General features: G+C 39.0%; 12 protein-coding genes. 2 read left to right on the top strand and 10 right to left on the bottom strand.

Annotated elements, in window-relative coordinates:
* Nucleotides 1-200 precede the first annotated feature (200 nt).
* Both H6A61_RS11835 and H6A61_RS11840 read right to left on the bottom strand, forming a co-directional pair.
* Nucleotides 201-368, bottom strand: a complete 168-nt coding sequence (locus tag H6A61_RS11835) for a DUF362 domain-containing protein (protein ID WP_154043305.1) — start codon at nucleotides 366-368, stop codon at nucleotides 201-203.
* A gap of 120 nt (nucleotides 369-488) precedes the next feature.
* Nucleotides 489-3,452 (bottom strand): glycoside hydrolase family 3 N-terminal domain-containing protein, encoded by a 2,964-nt coding sequence (locus H6A61_RS11840; RefSeq protein ID WP_204393859.1) that lies wholly within the window; start codon nucleotides 3,450-3,452, stop codon nucleotides 489-491.
* 212 nt (nucleotides 3,453-3,664) lie between these two features.
* Between H6A61_RS11840 and rplS the strand changes: the two genes are divergently transcribed.
* Entirely contained in the window at nucleotides 3,665-4,018 is a 354-nt protein-coding gene (gene rplS / locus H6A61_RS11845) for a 50S ribosomal protein L19 (RefSeq protein WP_022352866.1), read from the top strand.
* 72 nt (nucleotides 4,019-4,090) lie between these two features.
* Here rplS and H6A61_RS11850 read toward each other — a convergent pair whose 3' ends face one another.
* The 5 genes from H6A61_RS11850 to H6A61_RS11870 all read right to left on the bottom strand — a co-directional run bounded on the left by H6A61_RS11850 (nucleotide 4,091) and on the right by H6A61_RS11870 (nucleotide 8,500).
* A complete protein-coding gene (locus H6A61_RS11850) occupies nucleotides 4,091-4,594 on the bottom strand; it encodes an RNA polymerase sigma factor (protein ID WP_154043303.1) in 504 nt (167 codons plus the stop codon).
* Nucleotides 4,595-4,737: 143 nt separating this feature from the next.
* A complete protein-coding gene (locus tag H6A61_RS11855) occupies nucleotides 4,738-5,211 on the bottom strand; it encodes a CYTH domain-containing protein (RefSeq protein WP_204393861.1) in 474 nt (157 codons plus the stop codon).
* A gap of 89 nt (nucleotides 5,212-5,300) precedes the next feature.
* Nucleotides 5,301-5,441, bottom strand: coding sequence for a hypothetical protein (locus tag H6A61_RS11860; protein ID WP_204393864.1), 141 nt, complete (start codon nucleotides 5,439-5,441; stop codon nucleotides 5,301-5,303).
* An 84-nt stretch (nucleotides 5,442-5,525) separates the two neighbouring features.
* Complete coding sequence (prfB, locus tag H6A61_RS11865) at nucleotides 5,526-6,641, bottom strand: peptide chain release factor 2 (RefSeq protein WP_204393866.1); 1,116 nt, start codon at nucleotides 6,639-6,641, stop codon at nucleotides 5,526-5,528.
* A gap of 53 nt (nucleotides 6,642-6,694) precedes the next feature.
* Nucleotides 6,695-8,500: an AMP-dependent synthetase/ligase gene (locus H6A61_RS11870; RefSeq protein WP_204393868.1), complete on the bottom strand. Its 1,806-nt coding sequence runs from the start codon at nucleotides 8,498-8,500 to the stop codon at nucleotides 6,695-6,697.
* 122 nt (nucleotides 8,501-8,622) lie between these two features.
* Between H6A61_RS11870 and H6A61_RS11875 the strand changes: the two genes are divergently transcribed.
* Nucleotides 8,623-9,687, top strand: coding sequence for a M20 family metallo-hydrolase (locus tag H6A61_RS11875; RefSeq protein ID WP_204393908.1), 1,065 nt, complete (start codon nucleotides 8,623-8,625; stop codon nucleotides 9,685-9,687).
* Between the two features lie 22 nt (nucleotides 9,688-9,709).
* On the opposite strand, the gene H6A61_RS11880 is transcribed toward H6A61_RS11875, so the two are convergent.
* The 3 genes from H6A61_RS11880 to H6A61_RS11890 form a co-directional block, all read right to left on the bottom strand.
* Nucleotides 9,710-10,261: a beta-class carbonic anhydrase gene (locus H6A61_RS11880; protein ID WP_204393870.1), complete on the bottom strand. Its 552-nt coding sequence runs from the start codon at nucleotides 10,259-10,261 to the stop codon at nucleotides 9,710-9,712.
* Between the two features lie 118 nt (nucleotides 10,262-10,379).
* Entirely contained in the window at nucleotides 10,380-12,788 is a 2,409-nt protein-coding gene (locus H6A61_RS11885; protein WP_204393872.1) for a glycoside hydrolase family 95 protein, read from the bottom strand.
* Between the two features lie 30 nt (nucleotides 12,789-12,818).
* The gene (locus H6A61_RS11890) at nucleotides 12,819-13,907 is read right to left on the bottom strand and encodes a glycoside hydrolase family protein (protein WP_430746811.1); all 1,089 of its coding nucleotides are present in this window, start codon (nucleotides 13,905-13,907) and stop codon (nucleotides 12,819-12,821) included.
* Between the last annotated feature and the right edge of the window lie 238 nt (nucleotides 13,908-14,145).

The raw sequence follows: 14,145 nt of genomic DNA on the forward strand, positions 1-14,145 counted from the left end.
CTAAAATCAAACTATTCAGAGCCAATCTGCATGGAGTAACGGATAAAAAGTTCTTTCTCTTCAGAATTGCTAAGTTGTATGGTTATCCCCACTAAATTTCTACTGTCCCTCAATAACTCCAACTCCACAACAAGACATAAAAAAAGGCTACCCCTAATTGGAGCAGCCTAAATTCGTTGTCATAAATCGACGACTGGATATTATCCCTGATGAATAGCTTCAGAAGGACAAACATCAGCGCAAGTACCACATTCTGTACAAGCATCTGGATTGATTGAATATTTGTCACCTTCAGAAATTGCACCTACTGGGCATTCATCGATACAAGTACCGCAAGCGATACAATCGTCACTAATTACGTAAGCCATTGTTGTAAAAAAATTAAGTTATTATTAGTACTAATTGTTTATGCAAAGTTAGTATTTTTACTTAGAATTGTAACATCCACATTACAGAAAGTGGGTAATTTGTACAATGTCTAAATAAAGTCATTTCATTATAGCCTGATATATTGCCTGTTGTATTGCAGGACGTATTTTCAGCTTCATTAGATTTTTCCTGTCGCACGGATTTGGATAAATCCTATTGCAAAGAAACACAAAAACCAAATCATTGTCAGGGTCGGCCCAAGCACATGTTCCGGTGAAACCTGTATGCCCAAATACAGATGCCGGCGTTTCAGGCGCACAATATCCATTATCTGATTTGTCGGCATCAGGCTTGTCGAAGCCTAAACCTCTTCTGCTGTTTTTTGACTTCATGGTTATAAACAGCTCACAAGTGGCTCTTGTTAGATATCTCCTATCTCCCATTACACCCTTATCAAGTAACATCTGGTAGATGGTAGCCACGTCTTTAGCCGTAGAAAACAACCCCGCATTTCCCGAAACACCGCCCATCATAGCAGCAGCTTCGTCATGCACATATCCATGGACAGGACCTTTTCTCAGAAAATCCTCTTTCACCGTAGGTACAATATCATCCTTACCATACCTCTGCAATGGATTATATAATGTATGTACCAGTCCCATAGGTTTATAGAAGTTTTCCTCTAGATATTTGTCCATTGGCATTCCGGAGATATTCTCCACAGCCTCTTTCAGAAGCATAAAGTTCAAACAGCTATATCTGTAAGAATGTCCTTTAAGGCTTGCATCGGCTATTTCCTTCAGTATTACATCCTTGAATTCAGGCTTGATGTAAATACCGTCAGACAATTTCAATGTATATCCGGCACTATCTTTTTCAGATACCCATTCTGGAAGGAATTCAAAATTCGTACAGACATAAAGAGCATTACCAACCTTTATTTTATGATTGGCATCTTTATATTTCTTATACATTCCACCCTTACAACTCTTAGGATCTATCGCTTTCTTATAGAAAGGCAAATATGCCGGCAACCCTGATTCATGGTAAAGCAACTGCTGGATTGTTATACCCTCTTTATCAGTTGACTTCAATTCCGGCACATAATCTGAAATTTTATCAGTAAGATTGATTTTTCCTTCATCATAAAGCTTCATTACCGCCAGTAAAGTGGCCGTTGTTTTTGTAAGCGAAGCCAGATCGTACAAATCATTTTCCCTCACTTCCCTGTCAGACTCATAAGTATGATTGCCGAAACATTTATTATATACCTGATATCCATTCTTCCACACTAAGACATGGCAACCAGGATAAGCACCTTCCTTTATTCCATATTCTGCTATGCTGTCTATACGAGAAAGAACTTTAGAATCCATACCGAATTCCTCAGGCTTGTATCGTCTTGGTTTATCCGGATCGACAATAACTCCTGAGCCTGCCTTATATTCATCATTAAGATCGACAGACAAACGGCCATCCACCCTCTGATTTCCAATCAACATACCGGCAACGAACTTCTGTATATACTTCTCGTCCGAATGTGCCAACACTACAGCCGAAGATTGCGCCACCACATCATTCAGTTTCTGTAAAACCTTGTGCGAATTGAAACAAACCAATATGGTAGGTTTTCCTTTGGCCAATTCAAGAAGCACTTTTCTATATTTTTCTACTTTTGATGTATATACCGCAACTATTACTCTCTGGGCAGGAGTTATTCTGTTTCTCAAGCTCTGCAACGAATCTAGATTAGCATGCAGCCATGTAACAGGGTAAGTATCGTTTATTTCATTGAAAAAAGGATATGTTTCAGACAATGTATTCGAAACATTCAAGACCACAGTACCTGAGAGAGTCAAATCCAACGGTAACATCTCATCGGAATCCTTAACTACAGTAACAGCTGATTTTTTGATACGGCCCATCAAATCATTAGTATAAGCCTTGTTTATGCGGGACATAACGCCATTCTTCTCTATTGAAGGACGTTTGTTCAAGCCGAAAGCGTATTTATAAGTCAATACCTTGCGACACTTTTCATTTATTTCTTCTTCAGTTATTTTTCCTTCTTTTACGGCTTTCAGTACGCCATCAAGTTCTCTTTTAAGATTTCTTGGTGCAAGCACCATATCATTTCCTGCAGCCAAAGCCTGAGCGGACACATAAGGATTATTGGATATTCCTTTCATTTCAAGAGCATCAGTAAACACCAGACCTTTGAAATGCATTTTCTCCTTCAACAATTCTGTTACAACAGCATGTGAAACGGAAGCCGCTTTGTTGTCCATCAAAGGTATATTCAGATGTCCTACCATAATTCCGCCTACTCCTGCTTCTATAGCCTTACGGAATGGATATAACTCTATACTGTCAAGTCTTTCCTGACTGAAAGGCAAAACAGGCAAAGCCTTGTGAGAATCGACTTCCGTATCACCATGTCCGGGGAAATGCTTGCATACGGCAAGAATTCCGCCATCTTCCAATCCCTTGGAGTATGCCAGGGCTTTATTGGCTACCTGTTCCCTATCACTTCCGAATGAACGTGTATTTATTACCGGATTCTTAGGATTATTGTCAATATCTGCCACAGGTGCAAAATTTATATGCACACCTATTTCTTTCAACTCTCTGGCCACTTCCTTTCCATATTCATATATCAGAGTATCATTCTGAATGCATCCCAACACCCTGTTTCTTGGGAACGAAGGAGTACCTTTCAAACGCATTGCAAGGCCCCATTCTCCATCGAAAGTTATGAGCAATGGTATATTGGCCATACTTTGGGCATAGTTTGTAAGCTCTACCTGCTTTTCTATATCTCCGCCAGAGAACAACAATCCTCCTATGCCATATTCTTTTACGGCATCTTCTATATTCTTTTTATTCTGTTGAGTGGTGTATGGAGCAACAGTATGAATAAACAGCTGCCCTATCTTCTGTTTCAAAGTCAATGACTCCAACCTGCTTTCAACCCAATAGCGGCATGCCTTCTCACTATCTATATTTTTATATACAAAATCAGTCTGCGCATGTAGATTTATCGACAACACAATCAGCAAACATGCCAATAAGATTTTCTTCATATTCTTTATTTATTAATTGCCTATATTACTGCGAAAATAAATAAAAAACATAAATCATACAAGAAATAGGGCCAAGTATGAAAAAAAAGGTATAAAGAATTTGCAATGTGCTAGAAAAGAAGTACCTTTGCACCGCTTTCGCGCAATCGCTGTCATGAAGAGTTACTTGATATGTTGCGTTGTAACGATAAACAATTTAATTTATAAAAACAATGGATTTAATTAAAATTGCAGAAGAAGCATTTGCTACTGGCAAACAGCATCCTTCATTCAAAGCTGGTGATACTATCACAGTAGCATACCGTATCGTTGAAGGTAGCAAGGAACGCGTTCAGTTGTATCGCGGTGTTGTTATCAAAATTTCTGGTCATGGTGAAAAGAAACGTTTCACTGTACGTAAGATGTCTGGTACAGTTGGTGTAGAACGTATCTTCCCATTGGAGTCTCCAGCTATCGACAGCATCACTGTCAACAAAGTCGGTAAAGTACGTCGTGCTAAATTGTACTACTTGCGTGCTCTTACTGGTAAGAAGGCTAGAATTCAGGAAAAACGCGCTAACGCATAATCTTGAAAACTATTTTCCTTACATAAAAAAAGGTCTGCAATTGCAGACCTTTTTTTATTATATAAAGTTTTATTATCTGAAATCCTTGAGTTCTTCCTGAAGTTTCTGTCTGGTGAAGAAAATTCTACTCTTAACCGTACCTAAAGGCAAATTAAGTTTCTCCGCTATTTCACGATACTTAAATCCGGCTACGAACATTGAAAAAGGAACTTTATATTCACTTGGCAGAGAATTTACTATACGTCTCATTTCCTTAAGGTCGTATGCTCCTTCTGTAGAATCACCTTCAAGATCAAATCCCTTATTTATAAAATATGAGTTATCTGTCTGATCTACGTAAGTCTGGTCACGTAATGTTTTTCTATAATTATTAATAAAGATATTACGCATTATGGTGTAGATCCATCCCTTGAAATTTGTTTCTTCAGTATATTTCTCCTCATTGTCCAACGCCTTGAGAGATGTCTCCTGAAGCAAATCATTCGCATCTTCATAATCGGCAGTAAGTTTGTAAGCAAAGTTCAAAAGGTCAGATTGCACGTTTAGCAGGTTCTGGGCAAAAGTACTTGTTTTCATATTCTTGTTTGTTTGTCTGTTTCTATAATTGCTTGATTTTCACAGTGCAAATATATATAGAACAGAATATGGGCATACCCGTAAATCAAACAATCAAAGGGGTGAAAACAGTTTTTACCCTATAATATGATAGTTTTCAGGTACTATTTCCAGTCTTTAAACGGACATTTCATCAGGAAAGAATTGTAATATTTCACCTGTCCTGTTACTTCCTCTCCCAAAAAAGGAGGAATTTCATATTCCTCATCAACACTACCCAACTCTACTTCAGCCACCACTAGTCCTTCGTTGTCTCCATAAAACTCATCTATCTCAAAAGTATGTTTTCCGAACTCCACAAGATACCTCGTCTTATCTATCATTCCCGGCAAACAAAGTTTCATCAGTTCGCGTGCTTCATCAATAGGAATTTCATGTTCCCACTCGTATCTGCTAAGACCATTGTCCGATGATGCTCCTTTGATGGTCAGATATCCTTTTTCATTCCTTATCCTGACTCTAACAGTTCTTCCCCTGTCACTGCATATATATCCTTGAATAATCCTTGAGGACGATACAGACATATCCTTATACGAAGAATCATTTACCAAGAATTTTCGTTCTATCTCCTGTGACATATAATTATTGAATATTTGTGTTTATAAATAGAACAAAGGCTGCCGGATATTGTTCATATCCGACAGCCTTTATTTATACTTTAGAAAAATCAAGATGCTACACTATATGCAATTGCCAGCAGTACTCCCAATACAAATATAGAAATACATACTATTTTGAACACTTTGTCAGCCTTTTCCTCTTGACGTTTCTCGTAATTCTGTCTCTTAATGTTATGTTTCTGGCTCATAGCAAATATTTTTATTGTTAATTACCCCAAAATTACTATTTAATTGATAAATACCAAAAACAGAACACAAAAAATTATAAGAAATCAAATTTCACTGTCCGAGAACTCCATCAGATATGCTTTTATAAAGCCATCTATCTTACCATCCATAACACCATTCACATCTGATGTCTGATAGTTTGTACGATGGTCTTTTACACGACGGTCGTCGAATACATAACTTCTTATCTGCGAGCCCCACTCTATCTTCTTCTTTCCGGCTTCTACCTTGGCCTGTTCTTCCATACGGTGCTGGAGTTCTTTATCATAAAGGATAGAACGCAACTGACGCATTGCGTTTTCCTTATTCTTAGGCTGGTCTCGAGTCTCAGTGTTTTCAATAAGGATTTCTTCCTCTTCACCTGTATAAGGGTCTTTATACTGATAGCGCAAACGAACTCCGGATTCTACCTTATTTACGTTCTGACCACCTGCACCACCACTTCGGAATGTATCCCATGACATACGTGCCGGTTCAATAGTAACTTCAATAGAATCGTCAACCAAAGGTGTAACGAAAACAGAAGCAAATGAAGTCATACGCTTTCCCTGAGCGTTATATGGAGAAACTCTAACCAAACGATGAACACCGTTTTCTCCTTTCAGATAACCATATGCATATGGACCTTCGATATTCATAGTCACAGTTTTGATACCGGCCTCATCACCTTCCTGAAGGTTTGCTACAGAAAGTTTATAACCATTACTTTCAGCCCAACGCATATACATACGCATAAGCATTGACGACCAGTCCTGGCTTTCAGTACCTCCTGCACCTGAATTTATTTTCAGTACGCAATCCATTTGGTCAGCTTCAGAACGAAGCATGTTCTTCAGTTCAAGTTCCTCAACAGCCGTCTGAGCCTTATTATAAGCTTCATCAACTTCCTGTTCTGTCACCAATTCATCCTTGAAGAAATCAAATGACAGTTCAAGTTCGTCAACAAGAGTTTTAACCTCCTTATATCCATCAATCCAGGCCTGAAGTCCTTTTACCTTTTTCATTTGTGCTTCAGCCTTCTTTGCATCATCCCAGAAGCCCGGAGCCTGTGTGCGGAGCTGTTCTTCCTCCACCTGAACCTGTTTGTTTTCAATATCCAAATAGCGGTAAAGAGCCTCTGTACGTTCCTTTAAATCCTTGAGTTGTTCTATTGTAATCATCTTATTTCTTTTTTGCGGCTACAAAGTTAGTCAAAAAACACAAAATGACCAAGTTACTCTTCATACATCTTCTCTATCTGAGCTGCATAATTCTTCATCAATACAGGTCTCTTTATTTTCAATGTATTTGTCAGCTCACCCTTTTCCATACTGAAAGGTTCAGGCAGCAAAGTAAATTTCTTTATCTGTTCATAATGGGCAAATTCCTGTTGAAGCGTATCTATACGCATGCGGAACAGTTCCTGGATTTCCGGTTTCGCAAGCAAATCCTTCATATCGGAATATTTAATTCCCTTGCTTTCAGCGTATGCCTTGACCTGCGAATATTCAGGAACAATCAAAGCAGAAACATATTTTCTCTGATCGGCTATAATTGAAATCTGATCAATATATTTATCAACCACCAGTTTTGTTTCAATAGCCTGAGGAGCAATATATTTGCCATTAGATGTCTTGAACAAATCCTTGATACGGTCTGTCAGATACAGACGGCCATCCTCAATATATCCAGCATCACCGGTATGGAACCATCCGTCAGGTGTAAATGCGTCCTTTGTTATAGCTTCCTTATTGTAATAGCCTTTGGTTACAGTCTCACCTTTTACGAGGATCTCATTATTTTCGCCAATCTTTATCTCCACACCTGGTAATACCCTGCCAACAGATCCTATTTTAAAATCATCAATCCACTGGCAAGTAACAGTAGCTGTTGTCTCAGTCAGTCCATAACCTGCAATCATGTTTATGCCTACCGATCTTACAAATTCCTCTACTTTAGGCGGAATAGCAGCTCCTGCCGTCGGGAAGAAGTTTCCATTCTCTATACCTATAGTCTTCTTTAACAAGCTATATATTGTCTTCTCATAGAACTTGTATTTAAGTTTCAATATAGGAGAAGGCTCCTTGCCATTCATCAGACAATCGATGTTGTATTCTTTTCCCACCTTCAAAGCATCTAGCATCAGTTTCTTCTTGACACCGGTAGTCTCGTTTATCTTTTCCATTACGCCTGCATATACCTTTTCCCAAAAACGAGGGACACTACACATAGCAGTAGGACGTATCTCCTTAATGGTTTTCTGTATATCGGCAGGACGAAGATTTATACACAATGTACATCCCATGTCAATACACAGATATGACCATGCACGCTCAAATATATGTGTAAAAGGCAGGAAGTTCATTATTACATCATTATCCGAAAGAGTCTTCAGACGTCCGTAATGCGCCTTTATACCGAATTCGAAACAAGAATGATGCAACATTACACCTTTAGATTCACCCGTAGTGCCCGAAGTATATAAAATATTTGCCAAATCCTGAGGAGAAGAAGCTTCAATACGTTTATCAACTATCTCCTGCAAAGATTCATCCTTACCTTTTTCCAGAAATTCATCAAAATATATGGAATTAGTATCTCCCGGAAGACGTTTTACGTTAGGATCAAATATAATAATCTGTTTTAAAGACCTGCACAAACCCTGCACACGGCGTGCCACTTCATACTGATACTGTTCGCCAACGAAAAGATACCTTATAGAAGCATCCTGCACGATATAATGTACCTGTGCTTCAGAACTTGTGGCATATAGGGGTATTGTCACAACTCTTGTAGCATAAGCTCCGAAATCAACATAGAAACATTCAGGCATATTCTGAGAGAAGACCCCCACGTTCTCCTGTTCATTGATGCCCAATGCCACCATAGCACGTGAAGCATATTTTACTTTTTCTGCAAATTTGTTCCATGAAACTGAAATCCACGAAGATATGGAATAATCACGATACTTGAGAGCTACCCTCTCACCATATTTCTTTGCCTGGCGGAAAACAAGGTCCGACAAAAATGATTTGCCCATTTTATATACTTATTTAGAATTCTTAATACGCAAAGTTAATTATATTTTTCTATTTTACCACAAATCTGTTACGATATATTAAAATAAAACATATCTTTGCCATAAAATATCAGAATAATATGATGACAGATACCAGTTATTACACATCGGAAGCTGTAACGCTGCTTCAAGCTCTGATAGGGATACCATCCATAAGCAGGGAAGAAGATGCAGCAGCCGACTTCCTGCAAACTTACATTGAAGAGTCCGGCATCATGACAGGACGTATGGGAAACAATGTTTGGTGCATAAGTCCAATGTTCGACACTTCAAGACCAACAATTCTATTAAACTCCCATATCGATACAGTAAAACCAGTCAACGGATGGCGTAAACAACCATTCACACCTAAAATAGACAATGGAAAGCTGTTTGGATTGGGAAGTAACGATGCAGGTGCATCATTGGTTTCCCTTTTTCAGGTTTACAAACACTTGAGTGCTACAGAACAGAAATACAACCTTATTTTTCTGGCATCTTGTGAAGAAGAAGTTTCAGGCAAAAACGGCATCGAAAGTGTGCTTCCACAGTTACCTCCAATAACACTTGGCATAGTGGGCGAACCCACAGAAATGAATCCTGCCATAGCCGAAAAAGGTCTTATGGTTCTTGATGTTACCGCACAAGGACGTTCGGGACATGCCGCACGTGAAGAGGGCGACAATGCAATCTACAAGATTCTTCCGGATATAGAATGGTTCCGTACTCACAAGTTCGAAAAAGAATCGTCCTTACTAGGTCCTGTAAAAATGACCGTGACACAAATCAATGCCGGAACACAACACAACGTAATACCGGATACTTGCAGCATAGTGGTTGACATACGCAGCAATGAGTGTTACTCCAACGAAACTCTTTTCGAGGAAATAAAGAAGCACATCAGCAGTGAGGTAAAAGCGAGATCCTTCAGATTAAACTCATCAAGTATATCACCGGAACATCCTATAGTGAAACGTGCCATTGCGCTAGGTAAAATTCCATTCGGCTCACCGACTCTTTCAGATCAGGCACTAATGCCTTTCACATCAATAAAGATCGGTCCTGGAAAATCTTCACGTTCGCATACTGCCGATGAATACATAATGATTAATGAGATAGAAGAGGCTATAAGCCTTTATATAAAACTGTTAGACGGGTTGGAGCTATAATCTCCAACCCTTTTATTACATATCAGTCAGCTTCTACTTCAACAAGGTTTCCAGTCACAGAATTCATAATAAATCCTCTGACCTTTATACCGTCTGCCGGCATCAACGGATGATGTCGCACTATATGGACACTCTTCCTTACAGCATCCTCAGTATCGTCAAAACCGCTTAACCATGAACGCAGATTTACATCACAGTATTCCATCATCTCTATATGATCCTGCGACACTCCACGAGCACGCATGTGCGAAAGCATCTCATCGCTATCCATATGCTGCACACCGCAGTCTGTATGCCCTATAATCATTATCTCTTCTACACCAAGTTCGTATATTGCCACCAAAAGACTTCGCATGGCACTACCAAACGGATGTGTAATTGTACCTCCGGCATTCTTTATAATCTTTACGTCACCGTTTTTCAGTCCCAATGCGGCAGGAAGCAGCTCAATAAGGCGCATATCCATACATGTCACAATAGCTATCTTCTTGTCAGGATACTTGGTAGTAAGAAATTTCTCATATCCTTTTGTTTCAACAAAAGATTTGTTGTATTCAAGCAATTCGTCTATCATAATCAATCTATTAATAAAATTCCTTGTGCAAAATTACATCAAAAAATATCAAAAATAAAAAGCAAGAGTAAATATCTGACATATACAGAATCTACTCTTGCCTTATTATAAATTTTTATCACATACGCTCTAAAATATACTCATCTCCCGCTTGAGTATCAATATCATACTCATATATCTTATATAATATAGGATACTCAGCATCCAGTCCTTCAGCTATCAAAGGTTTCTTTATATCAGCATTCTGATAATACCGGTTAGTATTCTCACCTTCAGCTTCAGTCAATCCTTTCCCCTTTAAAGGAATGTACGAACGTATTCTCAGTTTTCCACCTAAATCTGATTTTATTCTGGCAGAGAGCAATTCACCACCTTTCCATTCCATATCTACGGTAAATCCTCCTCTGGTTTTAAGTCCTGTCACCTTTCCGCTCCTCCATTCATCTGGCAAAGCAGGCAACAAGTGCAAGGCTTCGTCATGACTCTGCATAAGCATCTCAGCCACACCAGCCGTATATCCGAAGTTACCGTCAATCTGAAATGGTGGATGGGCATCAAACAAATTCGGATAAGTACGTCCTGCAAACAAGTTTCTTATTATCTTATACGCATGATTACCGTCAAGCAGACGTGCCCATAAGTTTATCTTCCATCCTATAGACCATCCTGTGGCCTCATCTCCTCTTTGCAACAAAGTATTCTTAGCAGCCTGAAACAACAACGGATTTTTATAAGGAGAAATCTGATTGCCCGGATACAAACCGAATGCATGAGATATATGCCTGTGCTTATCGTTCGGATTATCTACATCCTCAAGCCACTCCTGCAACTGATTATATTTACCTATCTGCATAGGAGCAAGCATATCTATCATACTCTGCAATCTATTTATATATTCAGGATCCTTATCCAATAATCGGGATGCATCACGAGTGTTACACAACAGTTCAAACACAATCTGATTGTCCATAGTACAACCCGCAATTGTAGATGCCGAGTTACTGTTTTCTCCGTCAGGACCATGCTCCGGTGAATTTGAAGGACACGTAACCATCCACTCATATACAGGATGCCTAACTAGAAAATCCATAAAGAAATCGGCAGAACCTTTCAATACATCATAATATTTTTCAAGAAAGGCCATATCACCGGTATATAAATAATGTTGCCACAAGGGCTGACACAGCCATGCTCCACCATTCGGCCACATTCCCCAGAACGCACCGTCCACCACTCCTGTAGAACGCCATAAATCGGTATTATGATGTAGAACCCATCCGTTGCATCCATACATCACCCTGGCAGTTTCCCTACCAGTATCCGAAAGTTCCTGTAACATCGTGAATAACGGCTCATGGCACTCACTAAGGTTAGTAACCTCTGCAGGCCAATAGTTCATTTGCAGATTTATATTCACGGTATATTTACTGTCCCACGGTGCAACTACGTCATTGTTCCATATTCCCTGAAGATTTGCCGGCTGCCCTCCAGGCAATGACGACGAGACAAGCAGATAACGTCCATATTGAAACAACAGTACAGCCAGTCCTGCGTCATTTCTTTCATTAAATTTCTTTATTCTCAGGTCTGTAGGTTCATTTGAGAAGTCATCAGATGAAATTTCCAGATTTACCCTGCCGAACAAACTCCTATACTTTTCAATATGCTCATCCTTTGCAACCTCATAATCTTTCTTTACAGCTGCATTCAGATAACCAGACGCTTTCTTATATCCGTTACCGCTTATATCTTTATAATTTACAAAGTTTGTTGCCGACGATATATAAAGAATGACATTATCTGCATTTTCCACCTTCATCTTATCATCTTCGAAAGATAATTTCCCTCCGGTATTAACAGCCTTGACCAAAGTCTCATCAAAAAGTTTTCCTTTCACTCCTTCATGGTCATTACCTTTAGCTTTCAGATAAAGACATTTGTTCCTTACAGAGACCTTATGTTCCAAAGGACAGTCAAATGACATGGAAAATGATAATTTTCCGGCTGTAGAACTTGAAATTCTCATTATTATAACATTATCTACAATAGAAGAAAACAGTTCCCTCTTATATGTAACTCCATCAACTTTATAACTTACAGAAGCTATAGCATTTTCTATATCAAGTTCACGATAATATTCCGTAGCATTTTCATGTCCCGTGAAATTAATCTTCAGGCTACCGATAGTCTGATACGGCATTCCATTCCTCGGAGTAAGAAAATTCTTGTTAACCAAGTCCTGCGCCTCACCATATTTACCTTCAAATACAAGTTTCCTGACTTCTGGCAACACATTCAGAGCATCCGGATTATCATTTCTGTATGGCGATCCTCCCCAAAACGTTTCCTCATTAATTTGGAGTTCTTCCGTTTCAGTACCACCGTAAACCATTGCTCCCAGTCTGGAGTTTCCCAATGGCAGTGCCTCTGTCCACTCTGAAGCAGGTTTGTTATACCATAGTTTAAGATTTCCGGCAGATGTAAATGCCGAAAAGACTAACAATACAGACAAAATTAAAAATCTCATAGTATTCTTATTATGAAACAATTATACTTTTTACTTTATTGGAATACACATGTTCCACGAACGTGTAGCATTTTCAAACCCACCGGGGCCATCCATCGTAGCAAAAAACACATACATAGGCTTTCCGTTCTCAAAATAGATGAAAGGACGCTCTAGCTGTCCCTGTTTTTCTATACTGCCATCTTCCCATTCCACTGTTAAAGAATATGCCTTCGGATCTTTATCTATTACCCAGTTCACGCCATCTGAAGAATGCGCCATGGCACCTCCTCCCTTTTCTCCGGTAAACTTGCCTACATGATCTTTAAATATAATATGATATCCTTTTTCATCTTTCCATAAAAAAGGATCCTCTGCTTCACCCTGACCATCAACATGGAATATAGGTTGTTTGTCATTCAACACTTCGTACGGACCTTCTATATTTTTTGCATAAGTCACACCCAAAGCCATTGACGAATGTTTGTCTTCTTTAGTGTAATGACGTCCCTTGAAAATCATCAGGACAGAACCATCCTCCTGTATTACAGGAGACGGATTTGAAGCAAGAAAACTGTAGAAAGTATTCGGCTCTGTCTTTACTATAGGCTCATTCATTCTTTTCCAAGGCCCATACGGACTTTCAGCCACAGCCAGTCCTATTCTCTTGTTTGCCCTGCCCACAATACACCATTTACTGTCAAGTGTAAGTTCATCATAGGTAGGTTCTTCAAAAGGATGCGTAGAACCCATATAGATAAGGTAGTATTTATTATTATAATAGAAGATACGAGGATTATGCGTAGATTTTCCATCCCAGTATTGGGCACCACGCGGCGGCAAAGCTACATCTGAAAATGTATATGGTCCCTGAATACTGTCTGCCACAGCATGTACTATTTCCGAAGCAACCATCCATCCAGGATGAAAAGGCAATGACTTTGGAAAACGTGACACATACATGTGATACTTACCGTCAGGCGATTTAACTACAGAACTTCCCCACACCCAATAGCCTTCCATCTGGAAAGCAGGAACCCTGGATGCTTTTCCAAGATTATGAAACAGACTGTTATGCGAATTACGCTTCAACTCCAAAAGATTGTCTAGTTTCTGAGAATAGACACTTGAAGAAGCCATGAAAATTGACAAGAAAAATAGAATAATTGATTTCTTCATAATTGTTTTTTATATAATAGAAATTTGTTAACGACATGCGAATATAAGTATTTTTCACATCATACGATTGTTTGGAACATATAAATCATATCATCCAAACCGAAACCTATTTCCTGGAGTCAAAAAAATTGCAGTGGCCACACTAGGAAAACAGCAGACAAAACAGTATTTTTGTAACAGAATTCATAAACAAGAAAAA

Origin of the sequence: Bacteroides caecigallinarum (assembly GCF_016901995.1) — a bacterium.
Lineage (GTDB): Bacteria > Bacteroidota > Bacteroidia > Bacteroidales > Bacteroidaceae > Phocaeicola > Phocaeicola cellulolyticus.

Bases quoted from the DNA above. Each gene is read 5' to 3' on its own strand.
- H6A61_RS11835 (WP_154043305.1), bottom strand. From the start codon at position 368: ATGGCTTACGTAATTAGTGACGATTGTATCGCTTGCGGTACTTGTATC.
- H6A61_RS11840 (WP_204393859.1), bottom strand. From the start codon at position 3,452: ATGAAGAAAATCTTATTGGCATGTTTGCTGATTGTGTTGTCGATAAAT.
- rplS (WP_022352866.1), top strand. From the start codon at position 3,665: ATGGATTTAATTAAAATTGCAGAAGAAGCATTTGCTACTGGCAAACAG.
- H6A61_RS11850 (WP_154043303.1), bottom strand. From the start codon at position 4,594: ATGAAAACAAGTACTTTTGCCCAGAACCTGCTAAACGTGCAATCTGAC.
- H6A61_RS11855 (WP_204393861.1), bottom strand. From the start codon at position 5,211: ATGTCACAGGAGATAGAACGAAAATTCTTGGTAAATGATTCTTCGTAT.
- H6A61_RS11860 (WP_204393864.1), bottom strand. From the start codon at position 5,441: ATGAGCCAGAAACATAACATTAAGAGACAGAATTACGAGAAACGTCAA.
- prfB (WP_204393866.1), bottom strand. From the start codon at position 6,641: ATGATTACAATAGAACAACTCAAGGATTTAAAGGAACGTACAGAGGCT.
- H6A61_RS11870 (WP_204393868.1), bottom strand. From the start codon at position 8,500: ATGGGCAAATCATTTTTGTCGGACCTTGTTTTCCGCCAGGCAAAGAAA.
- H6A61_RS11875 (WP_204393908.1), top strand. From the start codon at position 8,623: ATGACAGATACCAGTTATTACACATCGGAAGCTGTAACGCTGCTTCAA.
- H6A61_RS11880 (WP_204393870.1), bottom strand. From the start codon at position 10,261: ATGATAGACGAATTGCTTGAATACAACAAATCTTTTGTTGAAACAAAA.
- H6A61_RS11885 (WP_204393872.1), bottom strand. From the start codon at position 12,788: ATGAGATTTTTAATTTTGTCTGTATTGTTAGTCTTTTCGGCATTTACA.
- H6A61_RS11890 (WP_430746811.1), bottom strand. From the start codon at position 13,907: ATGGCTTCTTCAAGTGTCTATTCTCAGAAACTAGACAATCTTTTGGAG.